This is a genomic window from Ensifer sp. B1-9 (genome assembly GCF_050474445.1).
Taxonomy (GTDB): Bacteria; Pseudomonadota; Alphaproteobacteria; order Rhizobiales; family Rhizobiaceae; genus Ensifer.
Genome location: NZ_JBCHVG010000004.1, coordinates 281,393 through 305,369, shown reverse-complemented (window position 1 = coordinate 305,369; position 23,977 = coordinate 281,393). Strand labels below are relative to the sequence as shown.

Sequence of the window (23,977 nt, the reverse complement as noted above, 5' to 3'; positions counted from 1 at the left end):
TCCCGCATCCTCCGCGCCGTTGCCGGTCGTGGAGGGTCTGACCCGGATTAGGGCCCAGTCCCGGCTTGCTTTCGCTCACCAGGACTGGCCTTGGGAGAATCCCGACTACTTCTTTATCTGTGCGAACCACGGACGCACGTACTCGTCCGGGAACTGCGGCATGTCGACCTTGCTGCTCATCGCCCAGGCGACCGGCTGCTGGTGCAGCGGCAGGTAGAGGACCTGATCATGGGTAATGCGGAAGGCCTGCTTCAGATCCTCGATGCGCTTGGTTTCGTCGAGTTCCACCGAAGCGGCATAGGCCAGCTTGTCGATCTCGGGATTGGAAAGCCCATCGGCGTTGCTGCCGCCGAAGGTGCCGTCATTCGTCGCCAGGAGCGCTTGCAGCGGGCTAAAGCCATCCATCGGCGGTAGCGAGGCCCAGCCGAGAAGGTAGATGTCGAACTCTCCCTTGTCGGTGCGCGGGAAATAGGTCGTCTTGCTCTCGACACTCACGTTGGCCTGGACCCCGATCTGCGCCCACATGGAAGCGACCGCAAGGCAGATCTGTTCGTCGGCGATATAACGGTCGTTGGGGCAGGCGAGCCCTGTCTTGAAGCCATCTGGATAGCCGGCCTCGGCGAGCAGCGCCTTGGCCTTGGCGACATCGTAAGGCAGAGGCACATCGATGTCTTCATCGTAACCGGTCACCGCCGGTGCAACCAGCATGCCGGCTGTACGGGATTTGCCGCGCATCAGGCGTTTCTGGATCGTGTTGGTGTCGATCGCTTGCCACAATGCCTGGCGCACGCGCACATCGCGCAGCGGGTTGGGTTGACCTGGAGTTGCATGCAGTTCCGGCCGGTAGCTGAATACGAAGAAGATGGTGCGAAGCGACGGGTTTTCGACAACCTTCAGGCCATCGGTGGCGGCAATGCGGTCGATGTCCTGCAGAGGAACCGGTGCAATCATGTCGACTTCACCCGACATCAGCGCCGCGACGCGGGTTGCGTCGGAGGCGATCGGGCGGAATTCGACCTCGTCCAGATTATGCTGCGGCTTGTCCCACCACTCCTTGTTCACTTCGAAGACCGAGCGCGAGTCCGGCTCGTAGCTCTTCAGCTTGAAGGCGCCCGTGCCGTTGGCGTGGTTGCTGGCATAGGTGACGACACCGGTGGACGCATTGCCCGGCTTCAGCGCGTCATGCTCCTCCATCCACGGCTTGCTCATGATGTAGATGGCGGCAAGATCGTTGAGGAGCAGCGGGTAAGGACCACGCAGGATAAGGTCGACGGTATAGTCGTCCACCTTCTCGACGCCAACGACGGTGGAAAGGTTCTCGCGGTTGCGCGCGCCGGGGTCGATCTGGCGCTGGATCGTCGCCACCACATCGTCGGCGTTGAAGGGCTGGCCTTCATGAAATTTCACGCCCTGGCGCAGCTTGAAGCGCCAGCGCTTGGGGTCGATGACTTCCCAGGAGGTGGCGAGCGCAGGCTCCAGCTTCAGATCCTTGTTACGGCGCACCAGCGGATCGAAAACCATGTGATGAACGCTCTGGGTGAAGCTGTCGACCTGGGCGTTCGGGTCGTAGGAAATGACATCGCCGGATGAGGCCCAGCGCAACGTTTCGGCAAATGCGGGCGCAGACAGCGGCGCCAGCAGGGCGAGCCCTGCCAAGAGGGTCTTTATAGAGGTCTTCACTGGTTTCTCCCGTTTAACGTATACATATTGTCTTTGCTATTGGATACGAATGTTCCCATAAATAGTGTACATCTGCTGCGAACAAGATCAAGATGGCGAAGGTCGTTTTGGCGCCGCTTTGTCAAAAAAGACGCCAAACCCAGCAGCCGGAGAGGGAACCTGTCATGACGAACGCACTACTGATTGAAAATGCCACGATCATCACCATGGACCCGGACCGGCGCATCATCGAGCGCGGCCATATCCTGGTCGAGAATGGGCGCATCGCCGCCATCGGTGAGGAAGACTTCGCCGGAGAACGGCAGGCCGAGCGCATCGACGCTGCCGGCATGGTCGCGATGCCCGGATTGATCGATACGCACGCCCATGCCGGACATATGCTGACCAAAGGGCTCGGCAGTGAGGCCGAGGATTGGATGTCCGTGACCGGCCGTATCTACGCAACCGCGACCGATCCTGAATTCTGGGCGGCGGAGGCGGCGCTGTCGGCGGCCGAGAGGATCAAGTGCGGCACGACGACCGCGGCGCTGCTGTTCGGCGGCGGCCCGGATATCATGCGCAGTGAGGCGCCGGAGGCAGCGGAGGCCCACCTTGCCGCGGTTGCCGCCATGGGCGTGCGGGAGGTTCTGGCGGTCGGGCCAAACCGGCCCGGGCAAAGGCATGTGTATCGTCACTATATGTCGACATCGCACGACGACATCGTCGTCTCCCCAGACCGGCAAATTGACGTGGCCACGGAGCTGGTCGACGCCTGGGCCGGGCGCGACGACCGCCTGCAGGTCGTCTTTTCTCTACCCGTTTTCGATGAGCAAGAACTGCGGGATGAAGCGGTATACAGGATCGCATGCAAGGTCCGTGATCGGGCGCGTGAGAGAAGCGGCCTTCTGGTCCAGGACGGCCATCGCGACGGATCCATTGCCGCCAATGATGCGCGTCTCGGCCTCTTTGACGAGCGATCGCTCCTTGCGCATTGCATAGACCTCACCGAGGCCGATCGTGCCGTCCTCAAACGGACGGGCGCCAAGGTTGCACACAATCCCAGTGCATTGATGTCGGTCTATGGCCGCTGCCCGGCGCCAGAATTGATGGCGGATGGCGTAACGGTGTCGCTCGGCACCGATGCTGCGGCACCCGACCGACCCTTCGACATGTTTCGCAACCTGTTCCAGGCGCATCGTTACCACGCGCGTCATTTCGCAGACGACGCCGTGTTGCCGCCTCAGCGGCTGCTGGAGATGGCAACGATCGAGGGTGCGCGCGCCCTGATGATGGAGGATGAACTCGGCTCGCTCGAGGCCGGCAAGCGCGCTGATATCCTGCTCATGAACATGCGTCAGCCGCATCTCTGGCCGCCGCACGATCCGGTGCAACGCCTCGCGCGGTTCGCCAACGGGGCGGACGTGGATACGACCATTGTCAGTGGACGAATTCTGATGCGCGGGCGGCGCCTCGTGGCCCAGGACGAGGACGCAATACTGGATCGCGCCTTGCGTGCCTTTCATCTCGCCATGGCCCGCGCCGGGCTGAGCGCTCGTACCTAAGCATTGGCGACAAGGAGGATCTCAAGGTGACTGCAGACCTAATCATCCGCAACGTCCGTCCCCTCGGCGGGCCCACAGAAGACCTTTTCATCCGTGACGGCCGGTTCGTCGCGGCAGACCGCGTTCCTGCTGCGGTCGAGATCGACGCGGCCGGACACATCGCCCTGCCAGGGTTTGTCGAGGCCCACACGCATCTCGACAAGACGCTCATCGGCATGGACTGGTTCGAGAACCGGGTCGGCCCGACCCGCAATGACCGGATCCTCGCCGATCGCAACGCCAAGCGCGAGCTTGGCATCGACGCCCGCCGGCAGTCCGCCCGCCAGATCATGCAGACGCTGGCCTTCGGCGTTTTGAGCATTCGCAGCCATGTCGACGTCGACACGGAGATCGGCATTGCCAATATCGAAGGCGTACTCGAAACGCGCGAGGCGCTGCGCGATCTGGTCGACGTGCAGATCGTAGCCTTTCCGCAAAGTGGCATGCTGCCGCGCGCCGGCACGCTCGAGTTGATGGATGCGGCCTTGAAGGCCGGTGCCGACATTGTTGGCGGTATCGATCCTGCCTCCATCGAGCGCGATCCGGTGCGTCATCTCGATGCTATCTTCGCCCTTGCAGATCGTCATGGAAAACCGGTCGACATCCACTTGCACGAACCCGGCGACCTCGGAGCATTTTGCCTTGAACTCATCGTTGAACGGACCCGCGCCTTGTCGTTGCAAGGGCGGGTCATGGTCAGCCATGCCTATTGCCTCGGCACGCTCGATACCTCCCGGCAAACGGCGCTGATCGACCGGCTGGCTGCGGAACGTATCGCGGTCATGACCGTAGGGAGCCCGTCGGCGCCCGCATTGCCGCTAAGATTGATGCGCCGGAGCAGTCTCATCGTAGCCTCCGGCTCCGACGGCATTCAGGGAACCTGGGAGCCGTACGGGAACGGCGACATGCTGGAGCGGGCGAAGTACCTGGCGCAACGCAACGGAATGGCCAACGATGCCGATCTCGACGATGTTGCCCGCATCTGCACTTTTGGTGGCGCTGAAGGCATCGGGCTTGGCAGCTATGGCCTCACCGAAGGTTGTTTCGGTGATCTGGTGCTGGTGCCGGCGCGCACGCTGGCGGAAGCCGTCGCCCTGACGCCCCAAAGGCGCACCGTCATCCGGCGCGGCCGCGTGCTCGTGAATGGCGGCGAACTGGCTGGCGACCTGCCGTCCATCGAATGATCGCATGATCCGCGTCTCGCCGTCTTCAGGATCGTCATGATGCCCAAATCAAGCGCCGGCAATCAAAAGCCCTCGGTCCCGAAGTCGGACGTGGTCTATCGCATCTTGAAGCGCGCCATCCTCGACCAGGCGTTCGCTGCGGGAATGAAGCTTCCGGAGGATTCGATCGGCGAACGGCTCGGCGTCAGTCGTACGATTGTCCGCCAGGCTCTCGCCCGCCTGAACGGTGAGGGCTTGATCGAATTGCGTCCGAACAGGGGCGCCTGCGTGAGCCATCCCAGTGTGGAGGACGGCCACAACATTTTTGCTGTGCGGCGAGCGCTGGAGACGTTGGTCGTTGAAAGCCTGATCGGCAGGCTGACACCCCCGAAGATCCAGGCGCTTGAAGCGCATCTCGATGCCGAGGACAAGGCAAGGGTCAGCGATCCCTCGGCGTCGATTCAGCTCGCCGGCGAGTTTCATGTCCTGCTCGCAAGACTGACGGAGAACGCGATTCTATCACGATACGTCACGGAACTCGTCTCGCGCTCGTCTATGATACTGTCACTCTACGGACGCCCCCATTCTTCCGATTGCGCCGTATCCGAGCATCGCACCCTGATTGCTGCCCTTGCGCGGAATGACCGCGAAAAAGCACGTGATTTGATGGGCCATCACATCGAAGCCATAACGGTCCGAGCCCTGCTGAAAAGCAAAGATGAAGACGACTTGGCCAATCTGCTTGCTGCTTACGCAAAAGAAGAAGGTCTTTAGGCCCTAGCGCCCTCTGGCTTGCTGTTGGAGCTGGGAATGCTCAATCGTGCCAATGCCATGTTAGTGCGCATCGTATGCAATTCCGTGTGGCGGAGATCGGAATGGGCGGTCCGTGTCGCGGTGTAAGGGAGCCGGTGCGCTTTCTCGCTCTATGGGTCTCCAGATCTCGTCTTATTGCCGTAACGGGCTGATTTTTTTTTAATATAGTTCTCGGCGCTTTACGGTGGCGGTTCGTTTTCGTGCAGGTGGATGGCCACTTCTTTCGCGGATTCGCGTCTAATTGTATGCAATAAGTGGATACGATATTGACAGAATAAGGGATGCAATATAGCTCTGTATCGGCGATTGGTGCTGTCGGGGAGAGCTCCACGCGCAACGTACCCGTTGCCGGCCGGAGGGCCGGTGATGCTTTCGTGAAAATCTATCGTTCCTGCCGAAAGATATATGCCGATGCCGGCCGTGTCTGTGCGCTCGAGCGATCAATGCTCTTGGCCGCGCTTGGCCGTGCACCGACGCCGTTTCCCAATGCGGTCGACGGTGAGGGCGTGCGCTGTCTTCGCGCTGCCGCGATGAATTCTTTGACCTAGCAAGCAGGAGATCCGGACATGAATATAGATTTCACCACGCTTCCGCCTCCCGATCGCTATCGGCTGCTGACCAACTTCATCGGCCCGCGCCCCATCGCGCTTGTTGGCACGCGATCGCCAGCCGGACACAACAATGCAGCGCCCATGAGCTTCTTCAACGTGTTCTCCCATGAACCGCCATTGGTCGTGCTCGGGATCCAGAACCGAGGCAATGGCGACGAGAAGGATACTGTCGCGAACATCCGCCGAACCGGCGAATTCGTCGTCAACATGGTCGACATGGCGCTCGCCGACGCGATGATCGTCTGTGGTGTCAATTTCGCCTCAGAAGTCGATGAGCTCGATTTCGCCCGTCTGACGCCGATAGCGTGCGAGCAGATCGACGCCGCCCGCATCGCCGAAAGTCCCTGCAGCTTCGAATGCAGGGTCGAGCAGATCCTCGATTATCACAAGCGCGTGCTGGTCATCGGCAGGGTCGTGCACATGCATATCCAGGACCGGTGCCTTGATGCGCAGGGGCGCTATGCCAATCCCGAGACCTATCAGCCGATCGCTCGGCTGCATGCCGACAACTACATCACCTCAGATCGACAGTTCGAGCTCAAGAAGCCGGAGGAGCTGTTGCCCTTCGAGCACGCACAAGTGAATCCCAGGCCGGAAAGGGCCACCCGATGATCCGCATACACGTCATCAATCCCAACTCGACAGCGTCCATGACCGATCAGATTGTACGTGCGGCCGAAGCTGTGCGATTGGAAGGCTTCGTCATCGATGCCGAAACTGCGATGGGCACACCGGCTTCGATCGAAGGCTATGCCGATGAGGCAAGGGCCGTCCCGGCGATGCTGGCGGCGATCCGCGCGGCGGAGAAGCGGGGTGCGTCGGCGCATGTGATCGCCTGCTTCGATGATCCTGGTCTTGCGGCCGCGCGCGAGGTGGCCACCGGCCCGGTTATCGGTATCTGCCAGGCCGCGGTGCAGGTTGCCATGACGGTGGCAACCCGCTTCGCGGTGATCACCACATTGCCGAGGTCGGTGCCGGTGATCGAAGATCTCGTAGCGCAATATGGCGCGGCCTCACGCTGCCGCCGCGTGCGCTCGGTCGATCTGCCGGTTCTGGCACTCGAGGCCGACCCGAAAAATGCGCGCGCGAAGCTCCTCGACGAAGCGCGCATCGCGATACGCGAGGACGGCGTCGATGCCATCGTCCTCGGTTGCGCCGGCATGGCGGAGCTGTGCGAATGGCTTTCCCGCGAAGCCGGAGTACCGGTCATCGATGGCGTGGTGGCCGCCGTCAAGCTCGCCGAGGCACTGGCAAGTGGCGGCTTCCGCACCTCAAAGGCCGGCGCCTACGCTTATCCTCGCGACAAGTCGGGTGATGTCGCAACAGCTCGTGACGTTGCCCGGGCGCATTAGAATTCACGCGCGTCGGCGCTGACCGTACGAATAGGGAATACCGTGCCGAGCTCACGGACATCGAAGGCCGACACTTTGCAGTGATGTGAACGGCTCTCCGGGGAGGGTGGCGTCACGCCGCGTGGACGAAGCTCTACCCTCCTGCGGCTCAAATATCCGGGGCCGCCTCCGCTCGCGCACATCCGCGGATTTCATCCAGCGAGCGCACGCCGAGGCGCTCCAGAAGCGCATAGAGATCATCGAGCAGGCGAGGAAAATAATCGGGCCGGCTCATGCTGGCAGCGCCGATCTGTACGAGATGCGCGCCCGCCATGATGAACTCAACGACATCCTCGGCCGTGGTGATCCCACCCGAGCCGATCACCGGACGTGTGGCGACGCGCGCCGCCTGCACGCAGCGCCACAGCGCGAAGGGCTTTACCCCAGAACCGGAGTAACCGCCAAAGCCCGTGGAACCGCATGCGAAGGTGCGCCGTTCGATATCGATGCGCGCGCCGGGAATGGCATTGAAGAGCACCGTTCCATCCGCGCCGCCTCGCTCCGAGGCGGATACGAAGTCCTCGATGATCATCTTTGCGGACGTGGCCGCCTTCGACCATAGCAGCACTTTGCCCTTAGCCGCGGCTGAAAGCGCGCGGAACATCTCCTCGTTCTCGTGCGGATTGTCCCAGTAGGAGGGTTCGTCACGGCCGGCATAGGGGAAGTTGCCATTGACCTCGACCCCGGCGATCCGGCCGCTTTCGACGCAGGCGCCGATCATTTCCACGAGCTGCGCGCGCGTCGGCGCCTTGATGTTGACGAAGACTGGAACCTCCTCCGCCGGGAGATGCGGCAGCACCTCGGCAATGAAGCGATCGAGCGTCATGTTGTTGATGCCGAAGGCGGAGAGATAGCCGCTCTCCGTATGGGCAAATCGGCGGCAACGGTTCGGCTCGCCCTGCCAGGGAAGGAAGGAGTTTGCGACGACTCCACCGAGCCGCGTGATGTCGAAGACGTCAAGATACTCGACGATGTTGCCGAAGGTGCCCGCGGCCGACATGACCGGGTTCTTGAAGGTCACGCTGCCTGCGCCCATCGGTACGGTTACGGAAAGATCCATGGCGGCGATCCTCAAATGAAGGGGGCGGAGGCAAATTGCAGGCGCACGAGGTTCACCCGCTTCAGTGCGAACCAAGGTCCGACGCGACAGCTCGCCTCGCCGTCCTTGTTGTCCGAAACCGTCACGTGACAGCTCCGGCAGGCTCCGATGCCGCAGCTCATGTCCATATTGGCAAAGAGATAGGGGTTGGCGTCGGGGAACTCGGCGGCGAAGGCCTGAAGTCGGGCCGGTTCGAGCGCGAGAAAGATGGAGGTCCAAGCGAGGCCGTCTTCTAAGCGCTGGCGCAAATCCTCCCAAAGGTCCGCGCCTTCATCCTCGACGAGCACCGTCGCCCCGCGCCGCTCGAAGGGTGCGACACGGTAGAGGAAGGCAGGCGTGGTGACGATGAGCGAATCTGCTCCGACAGAAACGGCGGGGGTTTCATTCGACCAGACCGTCAGGCCGCCACCCACCGCTGGCACGAGGTCATCGGCCTCGAACTTCGCGACCAGCGCGGCATGGCCGTCCGAAAACGTCTCGACCGTCGCGATCCGGCAGCGGGGGCTGTGCCGCTCCTCGGAGAAGAGCACGGTCTCTCCGGGGTTTACCGGGGCAAGGCCGGAAATTTCCAGCCTTAGCCAACGGCGCGCGCCCTCGCGCCGCAGTTCGTGGCGGGAAAGGACCTTGGTTTCACTGAGAAAGCGCATCGCGGTTCACCGTGCCATCAGCGTTGCGCCGGGACCAGGCGGCAGGTCCCACAGCACCCAGAAGACGAGCTGCAGTACGAGAACCGCGAGGATGGCAAGTGCGTAGGGCATGGCCAGCATGAGCGGCGTTCCGACCTTTACCGCCTCCGTACCCTTCGGCCGCCACTTGTTGAGCAGGCCGATCACGAGGATGAGGAAGGGGTTGACCGGGCAGATCGCGTTCAGCGGCGCATCGCCGATGCGGTAGATCATCTGGGTCGCGGCCGGGCTGTAGCCAAGCGCCAGCATCAGCGGCACGAAGATCGGCGCATACATGATCCACAGGACGCTGCCGGAGATGATGAAGAGGTTCGATACCGAAACAAGCAGCAGGAAGAGGAAGATCGCGACACCGGGTGATGCCTGCATGCCCTGCAGCATCACGACACCGTAGCTGCCGATATATTCGCCGATGTGGCTGTCGTTGAAGAGCTTTAGGAAGATCACCGCTGCCGCGGAAACCACGAGGAAATAGGACATCGACGAAATGCCGTTCTTCATCCATTCCGCCGCCTCGCCGAGCGATTTCAGCCGACCGGACGCCCAACCGTAGGCGATGCCCGACAGCGCGAAGTAGAGCGAAATCAGAACGACGATCCCGCCCATGAAGGGTGACTTCGGCACGATCTGCCCGCCTTCGCCGCGTAGCGCCCCGCCCTCCGGCAGGAGAGAGGCAAGGATGAGTCCGAGATAGATCACCGTGAAGATGCCGGCTGCGACAAGGCCCCGCCCTTCGCGGCCGTGACCGGTGCCAGCTTCGTCTACGACCTCCGTTTCGATTTCCAGTTCGCTCACCCGGTTCGGCGCGAGCTTCGACGGAACGAAGAAGTAGGTGATGAACAGCATCGCCGCAGTCGCGGTGAAGGCGCTGAACGCGTTGAAATACCAGTTCATGATCGGCGAGACGGTCGCCGCCGCCTGCGGCGGCAGAACGCTCGCGGTGATGCCCGAGAGCACCGTGTCCGTCTGGTTGATGACGAGCGAAGCGGAAAATCCGGCGGTGTTGCCGACGAAAACCAGGATGATGCCGAGCCAGGGATTAAGCCCCATCTGGTAGAAAAGCGTCGCAGCAAGCGGCATCAGTACGAACATCGCCGCGTCGCCGAAGAGGTCGCCGTTGATTGCCACGAACGAGACGACGCTGATGATCGCGAACTTCGGCACCCGTCGCAAAAGCCCGCGAATGACCGAGGAGAGGAAGCCGGAATGTTCGGCAACCGAAATGCCCATCATCACGACCAGCGTCAGGGCGATCGGCGGGAAGCCGACCAGCAGCTTCGGGAATTCGACGATCAGGTTGGCAAAGTAGGAGGCCGTCAGGATGTTCTCGATCGCGACCGTCTTCGCCACGGCCTGGCCCGTGGCCGGATCCACCGTCGAGAAAGCCAGCGACACGCCCGCTTGCGCCAATGGGAAAGATGCCAGTGCCGTCAGAGCCGCCAGCGCCAGCAGCAGCGTGAAGGGCTCAGGCAGTCTGTTGATGATGCCTTCGAGCCTGTCGAATAAATTGCTGTCGCGCCTTGCGAGCGTCCCGTCCATGCTGTCCCACCCCATCCTCGAATGCCTTCGGTGCCCAAGTTATTTCGCAAGTGTCGGCGAAAGGGAAGGTTATGTCGACAGGATTGGCGTTATTTTGCATACATATATTCTAATTATTGTGCGCAAACGAGAATGTTCATGGCCTGTGCAAGGTGACCAGGTCAGGGATCCGGGCTGAGCCAGGTTGGCCTACGAGGGACCGGGAGCCGCTTGCCGCAACTTTTTGCCGTCTTGAGCTGGGGAAGATGCTCGGATTGACAGGCAATCCTTGCTGGTTGTCCCGGCATGGTGTTCGCCTAGCAATTCGATCTCGGACGAAGTGGGCGGCTTTGGTCGCGTTCCATGTTGACCGTCTTGGCGCAAGGCGGCCGAAGGGTAAGCTTCGGTTGGGTGCATTCGGTTGCTCCACCGCGTGTGCGGTGGAGCAATCGGGAACATCATGCGACGGAACGCTGTCCAACCGCTGCGGCAAGGCGCCTTGCCCGCTCCAGGCAGGCCGGTTGCTGGTCGGCAAAGCGCTCGGCGCCGATTTCCATGATCAGCGTCGTATCCGGAAGGAAGGTCAGTTCGGAAAAGATGTCGTCCCAGGCAATGTCGCCCCAGCCGATCGGCAGATGCAGGTCGCCGATGCCGAGCGCCGTTGCCTCGGCCGGATGATAGAAGCGGTTCATGGAATAGGGCAGACCGAAACTGTCGTGCACATGCAGGTGGCCAGCCACCGGGGCCATAGCCCGCAGCTCGTCACGGAAATCCAGCCCGCGATGCGTGGCCTCGATATAGGCATGCGAGAAGTCGATGAGCGCGACGACGTTGCTGGAACCGATCGCCCGCACCGTTTCTGCGACCTGGCTCGGGGTTTGCCGGTACTGGCCGCTTTCCGTCGTGAAGATGTTTTCGAGCGCGATGCGGACGCCGTAGCCTTTTGCGATCTCCGCCATCTCTGCAAGGGCGTCGCGTTCCATCTTGTCGAGATCCGCGGCGTTTTCTCCGGCGGCAAGCTGCGCTGCGCCGGAATGATGCACGAGGATCCCCGCGCCGAGCCGGTCGCACAGTTCGAGCATCGCCCGTACGACCTTCTTCTGCAGATGATGGTGCTGGCGATCCATGAAGTTGGATAGGATCTGGCCGTGAAGCGAAAGCCTGTTGAAAGTGTACTTTTGGGTGATCTCGGCGACGTGCTGGACGCGGTCTTCGATGATGCGGCCGCCACTGACGATCTCTTCGGCGTAGATTCCGATCTCACAGGCGTCGGCGCCCGTCTCGGCAACTTCACGCAAGGAGGCATCAAGGCTCGAAAGATCGCCCTTGCCTGTCCGGTTGCAGAATCCTACGGCGGAAATGATATCGTTCATCACTGTGTCTCCTGATTATTGAAGTGTGATCAGACTGCTTGGAGTGTCGTTTGGCTGGCAGGGCTGCGGATGGCGCGCGGCGCCAGATCGATCTCGATCCGTCGGCCGGTCTCCCGGTCGAAGAGATGCAGGTGCGCCGGTGGCAGTTCCAGGGTGATCCGATCGCCGGGCCGCACGCGTGTATGCTCGTCGATGCTGGCGGCGAAGGGGTAGCCGTTCAGTTCCGAGTGGATGACGCGGCCGGAGCCGAGCTCCTCGATGAAATCCACCTTTAGCGAGATGCCCTCAGGTGCAACGACGCATTGTTCCGGGCGAATACCGACCGTGATCTGCCTTGCGCCCAGTCGCGTGGCAAGGCCCCTGTCGATCGGCATCTTCGTGCCGCCGAATGTGAGGCAGGCATTGTCGACGTCGACGGTGGCATCGAACAGGTTCATCGCCGGCGAGCCGATGAAGGATGCAACGAAGATGCTTGCCGGACGATGGTAGATATCGAGCGGCTGGCCCACCTGTTCGACCACGCCCTTGTTCATCACGACCAGCTTGTCCGCGAGCGTCATTGCTTCCACCTGATCGTGGGTGACGAAGATGGACGTTGCCGCGAGACGCTGATGCAGCTTGCGGATCTCGGCCCGCATGGTGACGCGCAGCTTGGCGTCCAGGTTTGACAGCGGTTCGTCGAAAAGAAAGACGTTCGGTTCGCGAATGATCGCGCGTGCCATGGCGACGCGCTGCCGCTGACCACCGGAAAGCGCTGCCGGCTTGCGATCGAGATAATCGGAAAGTCCGACGATCTTCGCCGTTTCCTCGATCCGGCGCAGGCGCTCCGCCTTTGGGACGCCTGCCACCTTCAGAGCGTAGCCGATGTTTCCTGCGACGGTCATATGGGGATAGAGGGCGTAGTTCTGGAACACCATGGCGCAGCCGCGTTCGCGCGGTTCGAGCTTGTTCACAACCTTCCCGTTGATCGCGATCTCACCGGAAGTGATCTCCTCCAGCCCTGCGATCATCCGCAGAAGCGTTGATTTTCCACAGCCGGACGGGCCGAGGATCACGACGAATTCTCCCGATGCGAAGGCGAGGTCGATGCCGTGCAGGGTGGGGTTCTTTCCGTAGGATTTACGAACGGCGCGAATTGTGATGTCAGCCATGAGCGCGGACCTCTCTGTCTGTTCTGTTTGGGGAAAGCAGGGTCATTTTTCCGTGGCCACGAGGCCGCGCACGAACCACCGCTGCAGGACGGCAACGACGATGAGCGGGGGCAGCATGATGATCAGCGATCCGGCGAGCGTCACGTTCCAGTCCGGAGTGCCATTGTCGGCCGGAAGGAGCGCAACCAGCGACATCATCGTGGTCTTGTATTGGGGGTCCGTTACCATCAGGAGCGGCCAGAGATACTGGTTCCACCCATAGACGAACATGATCGTCGTCAGCGCCAGCATGTTGGTGCGCGAAAGCGGCAGGAGCATATCGATAAAAAAGCGGATCGCGCCCGACCCGTCCATGCGCGCGGCCTCCGCCAGTTCGTCGGGCAGGGTCAGGTAGAACTGGCGATAGAGGAATGTCCCGGTCGCGGTCGCGATCAGCGGCAGTGTGAGGCCGGCATAGGAATTGAGAAGGTTCCAGTCGACCGAAACCTCGAGGCCCGTTACGGCGGAGATCAGAAGTCGAACCGGCTGGAACAGATCGGCGGCGACCGCATAGGTCGGCACAACGCGCACCTCGAGCGGCAGCATCAGGGTGATGAACACCATCCAGAAGAAGAAACCTCTCAGCGGCGTCCGGAAAAATACGATGGCAAAGGCCGTCAGCGCCGACAGCGCCACCTTGCCGATGGTGACGAGGCTCGCCATGACGAAGCTGTTCAGCATCGCCGTTCCGAGGTTGGCGCGCGACCAGGCCGCGCCGATGTTCTCGAACAGGCGATCCTGCGGCACGAAGCTGAAGGGTATGGCGTTGACCTGCTGGAATGTCTGGCTGGCGCCGGACAGGATGACGATGAACGGGCCGATCAGCAGCAGGAAGCCGAAGATCATCACGCCGTAGGTCAGCGCGTTTGCGAAAGGGGTCCGCTGGATCATGGGAGCCTCACTTGTAATGGACCTGGCGCTCGATGAAGCGGAACTGAATGAAGGTGAAGATCATGATGAGACCGATGAGCACGAGGCTCTGGGCTGATGCGCCGGAGTAGTTCAAGCCGCGGAACGCCTCCTCGACGATGCGGTAGACCATCACGTCCGTGCCGTGGTTCGGGCCGCCATCGGTCGTGCGGGCGACGATGCCGTAGGTATCGGCGCCGACGAAACCTTCGGTCATCATGATGACCAGCAGGAAGAAGAGTGTTGGCGCGAGCAGCGGTATCTGAATGTCGACGGCGCGGCGGATCGGGCCGCAGCCGTCCATCGCGGCAGCCTCGATGAGCGAGCGCGGAACCGACTGCAGGCCAGCGAGAAGGAAGATGAAGGTATAACCCGCCCATTTCCAGGCGAAGACGACGATGACGAGGATGAGGGCGTGGCTGCCGTACTTGGCCGGGTTCCAGAAGTCAGGAAACGCGGCGTTGACCGATGCCATCAGTCCGCGCTCGGGCGACAGGATGAAGCGGAAGGCCATGCCGGCCGCAGGTCCGGCGATCGCATAAGGCAGGATGTAGAGGAACCGGAACGGCGCGGAGCCCGGTAATTGCCGGTCGACCGCAAGGGCAAGAACAAGTCCGATGAAAATGGTGGCAAGCGTGCCGCAAAGGGCGAATGCCAGGCTGATACCGACGGAGTTCCAGTAGAGCGGATCGGCGAACACCTCCTGGAAATTGGTGAAACCGACGAATTCCGCAGCGCCCCCGAATGGCGGCTCCAGCGTGAAGGCCCATCGCAGCACGGCGACGGCCGGCCAATAGAAAAAGAGCAGGATCAAAATGATCTGCGGCAGGGCGAATAGGCTGGGCAGCCACCAGCTGCGAAAGGCCGCACGCTTGTCCATGTCGAATTTCCGATGCGCAAGAATAGAAATCGGAGCCCGCCGATGCTGCGGCAGGCTCCGGACGGATCAGATTTTTAGTTCAGCGTCTGCCCGGCGTAGGTCTTCTCGAAGCGACGCAGAACGGCGTTGCCGCGTTCCACTGTCCGGTCGAGCTCGGCCTGCACGTCTGCGTTCTGCATGAAGATCGCTTCAAGGGCGGTCGCGAATTCCTTGCGGATCTGCGTGAAGCCGCCGAGGCGAATGCCGCGGGTGTTTTCCGAGGTAGGGGTGAAGGAGAGGCTCTGGATGGCGAGCTCACGCCCCTTGTACGGTGCCTTGTCGTAGAAGCCGTTGGCCTTCATGGCGTCGAAGCCGGTCTTGGTCACCGGGATGTAGCCCGTTACCGTCGACCACCACTCGGCCATTTCCGGCGTCGCGAGGTAGTTGAGGAAGGCGGCGGCACCCTTGTATTCCGCTTCCGGACGACCGGCGAGCACCCAAAGCGATGCGCCGCCGACGAGCGAGTTCTGCCGTTCGGTGCCCTTCCATACGGGCAACATGGCGACTTCCCACTTCACACCCTCGGGAAGGGTCTTGCCGATCGTGCCATGGTCGGCAATCGAGGTCTGGATCATCTGGCAGGTCTGGGACGTGAAGGCGGGGACGATGTCCATGCCGAGCTGCTTGGTCTTGACCACGAAGAGCTTCTCGTCGGCCATCTTCTTGAAGAACTTCACATGGTCGACGAACTTGGTCTTGTTGACGACGAGTTCGGCGTCCAGTCCATTATAGCCGTTCGCCTTGGTCGCAATCGGCTGGTTGTGGATGGCCGAGAACTGCTCCATCAGCGGCCAGGTGTCGAAGTTGAAAGCAAGCGGGCATTCGTAGCCGGCGGCCTTCAGCTTGCGAGCCGCTTCCTCGACCTGCTCCCAGGTGTCCGGCTTGAAGTCGATGCCGGCCTTCTGGAAGGCGTCGACGTTGTAATAGAACATGGCCGTCGAGGAATTGAACGGGAAGGAATTCAGCTCGCCCTTTGCAGTGGCGTAATAGTTGGCGATGCCGCCGAAATAATTGTCCCAGTCAATGGTGTAGCCGTTGTCGGCCATCAGCTTCTTGGCGGGCACGAAGGCGCCGGACAGCATCATGTCGAGCGTGCCGGCATCATAGATCTGGGTGATCGCCGGCTGCTTCTTGGCGCGGTAGGCGGCAATCGTGTTTTGCAGGGTCGTGTCATAACCGTTTTGCGAGGTGCAGACGATCTCGAACTCGGACTGGCTGTCGTTGAACTTCTTGCAGGCATCCTGGACACGTTCGCCAAGATCGCCCGAAAGGCCATACCAGAATTCGAATTTCGTCTTTTCGGCTGCTGCCGCCGACGCGCCAAACGCGACGCTTGCCATCAGGCCGATGAATACGGACGTAGTGACGGAGACTCTCATTGCAAAACGCTCCTTGCAGATTGGCGGACACCAGGATCGGTGGCACGAATGAAGCCGGGCGCTTGCTAACAGCTGAGTGTGACAGTCCTTGCCAATCTGCATGATGGAAAAATGAAAGTTTGATTACGCTGCCAAGACACGGTGCGCTCCCTGGTTGAGCCGCATCTATTTTGCAGGCGGGCGTCGTTTACCTGGCACGGGATACCGCCGGGCTGTGACGGGCACGGCGTTGCGCGCCGACGGCGGCTGAGCCAGATCGTTTCTGGCGCCCTCCCGATCGCTCCCAGGGAAAAGTCTCTCATCGCAAACTTGGCAGAGCCTTGGGCTCAAGTCCGTTGCGCAAACTGGGTGTCGCGAATTAGTCCTTTGACAGTTCTTCCGCCGTCGCCACCAGATCAGCGTTGCGCCTTGAGGACGGGCATAGAGTGGCTGATGATCAGCCGGTTCGGTGCTCGTTTGCGGGCCGTCACCCTCCGATTGACGAACCGCACCCCTTCGACCTGATTTTGCTGACGAATTCGAATAATGGGGTCCGCTCGGCTTTCCGATACCCTCGTGGTTTCATACTTGCTATGGAACAAGGACGGGCGCGCGTGTAACCGATAGCTATGCGGTGGCTCTGGACACTGCCGAAAAACAGCGCAGAAGGAGTTTGATTGTGGTGAGGCGACGCAACGGTTGGCGACTGGCGTTTATCGCTGCCTGCCTGTTCGTGCTGCAATCGATGGCTGGCGCATTTGCCTCCAGTTCGATGCTCGCCTTGCCGCAACTCGACGCTTTCGGCAACACGCTCTGCGTCAGCGCGGATCATTCCGCCAACGGCAATCAAGATACCGATCATGGGACCGCCGCCGATTGCTGCCTTCTCGGATGCTGCGTGTCCTCGCCGTTCCTGGCGGCTGCGCCCGATGCCGACGGGTTTGTTGCACGTCAAGTCGCGTCTGCGGAGCAGCATTTGTGGCCCGCAGCAAGTCCGTTGCCGACAGGCGAACACCGGCTCGGCTATCCTCGCGCGCCTCCACGGTTGCTTGCCTGATCGATTGCGTTCGGCCGTCCTGCGTCTGACAAGATGCGCGGCGCTGTAGGCGTTTCGTTCGCCGGCGCGCGCCGGCACCATCGCAACGATCACTCCTTTCACGGGGTCCAAAGCTGACTGCAGGTCGGCATTGAGCCGACGGACACTCCGCACATCGATCCTGTGCGTGATCGCGGGCACTACCGATGAAAAATGTCGGCAACCTTTTCTGGATCACCGCATCCAACCGGAGACCCGCGGGAGGTATTCCTGCGCCCTCCTATGAAACGTCCAAACTGACTAAGCCAATCATCTCAAAGGAATAGCATATGTTTTCAAAACTGATCACCACCACTGCCTTCATCGCGATTAGCGCCACGGCAGCCTTTGCCCACGCCACGCTCGAAACGACGGAAGCGCATGTCGGCGGATCCTACAAGGCGGTCGTTCGAATCGGGCATGGCTGCGAAGGTAAGCCGACGATTGCTGTGCGGGTCCAGATCCCCGAAGGTGTGATCGCGGCAAAGCCGATGCCGAAAGCCGGCTGGACCGTGGAGAAGATCAAGGGAGCCTACGAGAAGTCCTATGACTACTTCGGTACCCCGATGAAGGAAGGCGTGAAGGAGATTGTCTGGAAAGGCGGCAGCCTGGCCGACGACGAATATGACGAGTTCGTCTTCCGCGCATTTCTGACGGACGGGCTGCCGGTCGGCAAGACACTCTACGTGCCAATCGTACAGGAATGCCCTGACGGCGCGAGCGAGCGTTGGATCGAAATCCCGGCAGAAGGCAAGTCGAGTGACGATCTCGAATATCCGGCACCCGGTATCAAGCTCCTCGGAAAGAAGAGCGGGCACTGATCGCCGCAACACGGGCGGCGAAGGCCAATTGACCGGAGACCACACATGGCGCTGACACCACGAAGCTTCACGCACCTGGCGAGGCTAATGGCAATCGCGCTGTGCGGGGTCCTGATGCAGGCCGCCGTGGCCTTCGCCCACGCATCGCTCAACGCCAGTGAACCGAAGGACGGCGCGGTCGTCGACACCGCGCCGTCTGTCTACGTGTTGACCTTCAGCGAGCCGGTTTCGCCGTTGTCTTTGAAGCTCGTCAGACCGGATGGGACAGCGATCCCTCTGGAACGGTTCGAGCTCAAAGATCGAGCCGTCGAGATCGCAGCACCGGCTGACCTTGGGCGAGGCACGCATGTGCTTAGCTGGCGTGTGACCTCCGCCGACGGCCATCCGATCGGTGGATCGGTCGTCTTTTCGGTCGGCGCAACGAGCGCCGCGCCGCCCGTGATGGGAGATAAGATCGACTGGGTTGTATATGCCGGCGTCCTGTTATCGAAACTCGCACTTTATGTGGGCCTGTTCATCGGCGTTGGCGGCGTGTTTTCGCTCTGCTGGTTGCCCTGCGGCACCCGTTCGGGGCGCAAGGTCGTTGCGATCGCGCTCGGTACAGGATTCCTTGGTGCGCTTGCCGCCGTGGGCTTTCAGGGGCTCGATGCGCTCAGAGTTCCCCTGACGCACATTGTCGAACCGGCCGTTTGGTCCACGGCGATGGCAACGAGCTTCGGTGGCACAGCCATGGCGGCGCTCATTGCCTTTGGCGTGGCCGCCGTGGCGCTTAGCGGCAGGGGGCGGTTTGCCTGCCTGTCATCTCTGGCAGCGCTGATCGTGTCATCGGTCGCCTTGTCGCTGAGCGGCCACGCTTCTACGGCCGAGCCGCAATGGCTGATGCGCCCGGCCGTGTTCCTGCACGCCGCCGCGATAAGTCTCTGGGTTGGAGCGCTGGCTCCCCTGGGACTGGCGTTGCGGCGCGGTGACGAGATGGGCCGCCGGGCGCTGCGTCGGTTCTCGGCGTCCATCCCTTACGTGCTCGTTGTGCTTGTCGCGGCGGGTGTTGTCTTGACCATCGTACAGGTGGAGAAGCCGCGAGCGCTGCTGGAAACCGCTTATGGCCAGGTCTTTATGGTCAAGATGGCATTGCTTGCGGGATTGTTTCTGCTGGCGATCGTAAATCGCTGGCGTCTGACGGAGCCGGTCATGGCCGGCGATGGGGTATCGAAGACGCAGCTGGTCCGCTCGATCGCCGCGGAGATGCTTATCATCTTCCTGATTTTCGGCGCCGTGTCTTGTTGGCGCTTTACGCCGCCGCCGCGCGTGCTCCTGGCTGTGGCGGCGCAGCCCGCAAGCGTTCATATCCATACTGACAAGGTAATGGCCTTCGTTGAAGTCGCGCCTGGACGAGTGGGCGAGGTCGAGGTATCGATCAACACTCTCAATGGCGAACTTGAGCCGCTTGCCGCCAAGGAGGTGACGCTCGTGCTGTCCAAGCCTGATTCCGGCATCGAGCCGTTCAAGCGCGCAGCCGTGCGGCGCAGCGATGCGGACTGGCGCATCGAGCACATGAACATCCCGCTGGCAGGCACTTGGCAGGTGCGCGTCGATATTCTGATCAGTGATTTCGAGAAGGTAACGTTGCGCGACGAGATTAGCATTGGGCCGTGAGTGCGGCGCCCGTCGGCCAACTTCGCGCCATGCCGCAGCACGAATCTCCGTTAGTATTTTAGAAATATCGAATGTGCATACTGCGCGGCCATGCGCGGTTTCCTCCTGATGGCAATTTTCGCTGGCGGATTGTGGGTGGCTGACACGACCATGTGTAAAGGCCGCTACACCCAGGAGCTTGGGCACGAAGTTCAATCCGCGACCAGACGGGCCGAGTATTGGCTGAACGGCAAGTTGAACCTTCTGCGCGCTCGCTTCTAGCTGTCCATTGTCTGCCGGTGTGGAAGGGCTGAGTTTTCAGATGCCCCGAGAGCCGGAGTTTCATCTCGGCAATGACCAAGCGGCGTGGGCCGACGTCTGATGTGTTCACCGCGGATTCGATGCCGCCGTCTGCGGGAGATAGACAGCGACATTCTGACTGTCGCCGGAGAACGCGCCGGCGACGAACAGATACGCAGCAATCCCCAAGACAGCGAGCAGCATCAAGCCTATTGGCAGTTCGGTCGAAGACCTCCGCGGCTTGTCGTATCTGTGCTTGTGGTTCATTTCGAAGTCCTTGCGTGGTCGCCGTATCCTCAACAGCATCAGAGCCGTTCGAAGAGACTCTTGGGACTGCTCTGATGCTGTCGTGCGCCCATGGTCAGGGCCGAACCGCCATGGGCCTGCAGGGTTATATTAGAACCTGCGATGGTGCTTAATGTTCCCGGCCGAGACCGTCGCCTTGCGGCCTGCCGGCGCAGATGAGAACGTTTGGAGAACTTTCCTGTGTGACAGGATCATCCGCCGGTGTATAAGGCCGAATGGTCCAAAGAGCAGGCAGCGCCGATCTTCCGCTTCACGGTGGCCGGGTTCCCCGGTGGCTTGGCGAGCGCATGACGAAACTTGGCGCGATCATCACCCAGGCGATCGTCATCGAATACGGTCGAGACGAATTTCTTCGCCGGCTGGCGCATCCGTTCTGGTTTCAGTCTTTCGGATGCGTGATGGGCATGGACTGGCACTCTTCCGGCATCACCACCAGCGTCATCGGCGCCTTGAAGCGTGGTTTGTCGCCTCTGTCAGGCGAACTCGGCATTCATGTCTGCGGCGGGCGAGGGCGGAATTCTCGGGAGACGCCCGGCGAGTTGATTGCGATCGGCGAGCGCGTGGGTCTGGACGGAGGTGGCCTTGCGACCACCAGTCGCCTCGTCGCAAAGGTCGACAGTGCGGCGGTGCAGGATGGCTTCGACCTTTATCTGCACGGTTTTATCGTCACGGATGACGGCAAATGGGTCGTCGTGCAACAGGGCATGAACGGCGAAAAGCGGCAGGCCCGGCGCTACCACTGGCTGTCGGAGGGCATCACCAGCTTCGTGGATTCGCCTCATACGGCGATCGAGGGTGCGCGGCAGGGCGAGATCGTCAATCTTGCCGACCGCCGTGCCGCGGCCTCGCGCAACAGCCAGCTCGATCTGCTGGCTTCGCTCGGACCGGATCGGATTGTCCGGGAGGTCGTGGCTATCGAGCCCGGGCGCGAGGCCAGGCAAACCGCGCAGCCGATGCTGCCGCATCTGATCATGCCTGCCCATCACGACGTGCGTCAGGAAGACGTCAACATGAAACGTCTGCACGCCACGCTCGCGGCGGCTGCGGACCGCGGTCCAGAGGATTTCGAACATCTCCTGCTGGTGCCGGGCGTTGGGGCGCGGACCGTCAAGGCGCTGGCGATGGTGGCCGAAGTCGTGCACGGTGCACCATGCCGGTTCGCCGATCCGGCGCGCTTCTCGCTTGCCCATGGAGGCAAGGACCGCCACCCATTTCCGGTGCCCCTGAAAGTCTATGACGAGACGATCCGGGTGATGAAGTCGGCCGTGTCGAAGGCGAAGCTCGGTCGCGACGAAGAGATGCAGGTTCTCAAACGCCTGGACGATCAGGCTCGCCAGATCGAGAAATATGTAACCGGCCCGGATCTCAAGGAAATCGTGGCCGGCGAGTTTCGCCAATCGCAAGAGTTCGGCGGCCGAAGTGTATTTGGCTGGGAAGGACCGGCAGGACCATTGGAGGACGCGGAGCGGTCGCCCCGTCTGGGTCGCCGCGACCGGTAGACGGCTCTCGTGTGGCAGCAAGGCATTGCAGCGAATCTCTTTCTTTGATCTCTTCGAGAAGTTCTCGCCGGAACTCAAACCTCCTCCCAAGGGTTGGAAGGAAGCCTGCGAGGGCGAGCCAGCAGAATCCACGTCAAGAGGAGTCTCGCGATGGAAGAACTGCAGAGCATCACGGTATCTGAGGAACGGCTCGAGGATTGCCGAGACGTCGTTGAGCTTGATCTTCAGCTTTTGATCCGCGAAACGATCGACTCCGGGTTTTCGGTGGAGGAGGTGTTGATCGCGATCAGTGAACTGGTGGCGGAAGATTTCGCCAGCGCCGTCAAGGTCGCCAGCGTCCACTAAGAAGCGCATTGCTGCCCGAAACGGAGCATCTGGTCCCGCAGTGAAGGCTCGGCGACACGCTTTGCCGCTTCCCGATAGTCGAACCAGGCCAGCTTTCGCTCGCCCTTCTCGGGGAATTTCTGGCGCATGCGCCCGACTTCGAGCAGGTGGAGCTGAACCCTGCAGGAAATCTTGAGCCCGTGGTCCAGTCGCTTTTTGTAGAAGTAGTGGCCGAACGGGAACCTCTGGCAAGTGCCTTTGACGCCTGCCTCCTCATAGGCCTCTCTCGCCGCGACCTCATGCGCGCGCCTTCCCTTCATCGGCCAGCCCTTCGGAATGACCCAGCGGCCGGTGTCCCGGCTGGTGATGAGAAGGATTTCCAGTGCGTTGTCTTTACGGCGATAACACAGGGCCGCGTATTGCATGCGTGGCGGCCGGCGAAGCATCAACTGCACGTCAGAGGCAATTTGATGTAGAAAATTCACAGAAACGCTATCTCCTTTGTTGCCCTCCGCGGCAGGCGGGCTTCTGTCTGCCGCTCGAAGATAGGGGATAACAACCAGATAGCCGCTTCTGTTCCGCCAACACATTACGCGAAAGTGGAACGCGGGACGGAAGACTGGCAGATTCAAAGCGTTGACAGGATCCGGTTGCTGAGCGATCCGCGATAGGTCTTCTTGATCTCGACCTTGTTTTCCAGTGAATCCAAGATCTCGTCGCAGAAATCAATGTCGTGGAGCTCGCGGATGGTCTGGAGGCCGCCAGGCGTGAAGACGTTGATTTCGAGAAGCTTGTCGCCGACGATATCAAGACCGACCAGGAACATGCCGTCCTCAACCAGTTTCGGGCGGAGTGTTTCGGCGATCGCCAGCATCTCTTTCGTAACGTTGGCTGCCTTTGGAGTGCCGCTGGCGTGGATGTTGGACCGGACGTCTCCCTTGGGCGGGACGCGTTTGAACGCGGCATAGACGTCGCCCCTCTGGAGCGGTCGTCCGTTCATCAGGAACAACCGCGTATCACCTTCCGATGCTTTCGGAAGGTAGCTTTGCACGATCAGATAGCCGACGACGCCGACGGCATCGACAATTTGAGTAAGATTGCCTTCCGTGCTGGTCGCCACCCTGAAAACATTTCTACCGCCCGATCCCTGCAACGGTTTGATGATCACACCCTCCGAGTGCGCGTCGATGAACGCGCGGATTTCATCGATGTCCTTGGAGATCAGAGTTGTCGGGCGAACGGCCACCGGGAAATCCTGAAAATAGAGCTTGTCTTGTGCCAATGCCAAGCCGCAGGGATCGTTGACGACGATCGTACCGCGCTCTGTGGCGAGACGACCGAAATTCGCCCCGGCGTACGATGCCCAAGGACGGCTATCCGCATCCTCCGACGGGTCGTTGCGCAGAAACAGAACATCCACGTCTTCAATGTTGACGACGGTCCTGTCTCCGTCCGTGAGGGCGCGCAAAAGCGTCTCCGGTTTCTTTGGTCGTGTTCCGACGAAACCGGCCGCCCGTATCATCAACGTATCGTCCGGGCGCAGGATAAAATCACCGGGCGTGACATAAAGGACCTCATGCCCGCGGGCGAGCGCAGCAAGCGCCAACGCGGTGGTCGTATAGGCGGGCTCTTCGGTTTCGAGTGCGTTGACAAGGAGGGCGATTCGCATTGGAGCTCCTAGCTTCGGATGGAGGAATTTGGTCCCGGTCGCGCCAGCGCCTGATGCACCG

22 protein-coding genes are annotated in these 23,977 nt (G+C 61.2%); 10 read left to right on the top strand and 12 right to left on the bottom strand.

The window, feature by feature from the left end; all coding sequences use genetic code 11:
• Positions 1-105 precede the first annotated feature (105 nt).
• On the bottom strand, positions 106-1,680 hold the full coding sequence (locus ACQ5BM_RS09330; protein WP_429810311.1) for an ABC transporter substrate-binding protein: 1,575 nt from the start codon (positions 1,678-1,680) through the stop codon (positions 106-108).
• 164 nt (positions 1,681-1,844) lie between these two features.
• Between ACQ5BM_RS09330 and ACQ5BM_RS09325 the strand changes: the two genes are divergently transcribed.
• The 5 genes from ACQ5BM_RS09325 (at position 1,845) to ACQ5BM_RS09305 (ending at position 7,199) form a co-directional block, all read left to right on the top strand.
• Positions 1,845-3,221, top strand: coding sequence for an amidohydrolase family protein (locus ACQ5BM_RS09325; RefSeq protein ID WP_429810309.1), 1,377 nt, complete (start codon positions 1,845-1,847; stop codon positions 3,219-3,221).
• 26 nt (positions 3,222-3,247) lie between these two features.
• Positions 3,248-4,444, top strand: a complete 1,197-nt coding sequence (locus ACQ5BM_RS09320) for an amidohydrolase (protein ID WP_429810307.1) — start codon at positions 3,248-3,250, stop codon at positions 4,442-4,444.
• A gap of 39 nt (positions 4,445-4,483) precedes the next feature.
• Positions 4,484-5,197: a GntR family transcriptional regulator gene (locus ACQ5BM_RS09315; protein WP_429810305.1), complete on the top strand. Its 714-nt coding sequence runs from the start codon at positions 4,484-4,486 to the stop codon at positions 5,195-5,197.
• 605 nt (positions 5,198-5,802) lie between these two features.
• Positions 5,803-6,459 (top strand): flavin reductase family protein, encoded by a 657-nt coding sequence (locus tag ACQ5BM_RS09310; protein WP_429810304.1) that lies wholly within the window; start codon positions 5,803-5,805, stop codon positions 6,457-6,459.
• Positions 6,459-7,199 (top strand): aspartate/glutamate racemase family protein, encoded by a 741-nt coding sequence (locus ACQ5BM_RS09305; RefSeq protein ID WP_429810526.1) that lies wholly within the window; start codon positions 6,459-6,461, stop codon positions 7,197-7,199. The genes ACQ5BM_RS09310 and ACQ5BM_RS09305 overlap by 1 nt, the downstream gene beginning before the upstream one ends.
• Positions 7,200-7,347: 148 nt before the next feature.
• Here ACQ5BM_RS09305 and ACQ5BM_RS09300 read toward each other — a convergent pair whose 3' ends face one another.
• The 8 genes from ACQ5BM_RS09300 to ACQ5BM_RS09265 form a co-directional block, all read right to left on the bottom strand.
• On the bottom strand, positions 7,348-8,298 hold the full coding sequence (locus ACQ5BM_RS09300; RefSeq protein ID WP_429810302.1) for a hypothetical protein: 951 nt from the start codon (positions 8,296-8,298) through the stop codon (positions 7,348-7,350).
• Positions 8,299-8,309: 11 nt separating this feature from the next.
• The gene (locus tag ACQ5BM_RS09295) at positions 8,310-8,984 is read right to left on the bottom strand and encodes a hypothetical protein (protein WP_429810300.1); all 675 of its coding nucleotides are present in this window, start codon (positions 8,982-8,984) and stop codon (positions 8,310-8,312) included.
• A gap of 6 nt (positions 8,985-8,990) precedes the next feature.
• Positions 8,991-10,562: an AbgT family transporter gene (locus ACQ5BM_RS09290; RefSeq protein WP_429810298.1), complete on the bottom strand. Its 1,572-nt coding sequence runs from the start codon at positions 10,560-10,562 to the stop codon at positions 8,991-8,993.
• A 437-nt stretch (positions 10,563-10,999) separates the two neighbouring features.
• Positions 11,000-11,914, bottom strand: a complete 915-nt coding sequence (locus ACQ5BM_RS09285) for a TIM barrel protein (RefSeq protein ID WP_429810297.1) — start codon at positions 11,912-11,914, stop codon at positions 11,000-11,002.
• Positions 11,915-11,943: 29 nt separating this feature from the next.
• Positions 11,944-13,065, bottom strand: a complete 1,122-nt coding sequence (locus ACQ5BM_RS09280) for a sn-glycerol-3-phosphate import ATP-binding protein UgpC (protein ID WP_429810295.1) — start codon at positions 13,063-13,065, stop codon at positions 11,944-11,946.
• Between the two features lie 42 nt (positions 13,066-13,107).
• Positions 13,108-13,995, bottom strand: a complete 888-nt coding sequence (locus ACQ5BM_RS09275; RefSeq protein ID WP_429810293.1) for an ABC transporter permease subunit — start codon at positions 13,993-13,995, stop codon at positions 13,108-13,110.
• A gap of 7 nt (positions 13,996-14,002) precedes the next feature.
• The gene (locus tag ACQ5BM_RS09270) at positions 14,003-14,893 is read right to left on the bottom strand and encodes a carbohydrate ABC transporter permease (RefSeq protein ID WP_429810291.1); all 891 of its coding nucleotides are present in this window, start codon (positions 14,891-14,893) and stop codon (positions 14,003-14,005) included.
• Positions 14,894-14,967: 74 nt separating this feature from the next.
• Positions 14,968-16,311: an extracellular solute-binding protein gene (locus ACQ5BM_RS09265; protein WP_429810289.1), complete on the bottom strand. Its 1,344-nt coding sequence runs from the start codon at positions 16,309-16,311 to the stop codon at positions 14,968-14,970.
• A gap of 613 nt (positions 16,312-16,924) precedes the next feature.
• Here ACQ5BM_RS09265 and ACQ5BM_RS09260 point away from each other — a divergent pair.
• The 3 genes from ACQ5BM_RS09260 (at position 16,925) to ACQ5BM_RS09250 (ending at position 19,839) form a co-directional block, all read left to right on the top strand.
• Positions 16,925-17,347, top strand: a complete 423-nt coding sequence (locus tag ACQ5BM_RS09260; protein WP_429810287.1) for a hypothetical protein — start codon at positions 16,925-16,927, stop codon at positions 17,345-17,347.
• Between the two features lie 308 nt (positions 17,348-17,655).
• Entirely contained in the window at positions 17,656-18,186 is a 531-nt protein-coding gene (locus ACQ5BM_RS09255; RefSeq protein ID WP_429810285.1) for a YcnI family protein, read from the top strand.
• A 45-nt stretch (positions 18,187-18,231) separates the two neighbouring features.
• A complete protein-coding gene (locus ACQ5BM_RS09250; protein ID WP_429810284.1) occupies positions 18,232-19,839 on the top strand; it encodes a copper resistance CopC/CopD family protein in 1,608 nt (535 codons plus the stop codon).
• A 366-nt stretch (positions 19,840-20,205) separates the two neighbouring features.
• On the opposite strand, the gene ACQ5BM_RS09245 is transcribed toward ACQ5BM_RS09250, so the two are convergent.
• The gene (locus ACQ5BM_RS09245) at positions 20,206-20,385 is read right to left on the bottom strand and encodes a hypothetical protein (RefSeq protein WP_429810282.1); all 180 of its coding nucleotides are present in this window, start codon (positions 20,383-20,385) and stop codon (positions 20,206-20,208) included.
• A 254-nt stretch (positions 20,386-20,639) separates the two neighbouring features.
• On the opposite strand from ACQ5BM_RS09245, the gene ACQ5BM_RS09240 reads away from it, so the two are divergent.
• The gene (locus ACQ5BM_RS09240; protein ID WP_429810280.1) at positions 20,640-21,923 is read left to right on the top strand and encodes a DUF763 domain-containing protein; all 1,284 of its coding nucleotides are present in this window, start codon (positions 20,640-20,642) and stop codon (positions 21,921-21,923) included.
• Positions 21,924-22,073: 150 nt separating this feature from the next.
• Positions 22,074-22,268 carry a hypothetical protein gene (locus ACQ5BM_RS09235; RefSeq protein ID WP_173520071.1) on the top strand — a complete coding sequence of 65 codons (195 nt, stop codon included), beginning with the start codon at positions 22,074-22,076 and terminating at the stop codon, positions 22,266-22,268.
• Here ACQ5BM_RS09235 and ACQ5BM_RS09230 read toward each other — a convergent pair.
• Together ACQ5BM_RS09230 and ACQ5BM_RS09225 are read right to left on the bottom strand one after the other, a co-directional pair.
• Entirely contained in the window at positions 22,265-22,732 is a 468-nt protein-coding gene (locus tag ACQ5BM_RS09230) for an NUDIX hydrolase (protein ID WP_429810525.1), read from the bottom strand. The two genes, ACQ5BM_RS09235 and ACQ5BM_RS09230, sit on opposite strands and share 4 nt — an antisense overlap.
• 143 nt (positions 22,733-22,875) lie before the next feature.
• Positions 22,876-23,916 (bottom strand): glutathione synthetase, encoded by a 1,041-nt coding sequence (locus ACQ5BM_RS09225; protein ID WP_429810277.1) that lies wholly within the window; start codon positions 23,914-23,916, stop codon positions 22,876-22,878.
• Positions 23,917-23,977 lie beyond the last annotated feature (61 nt).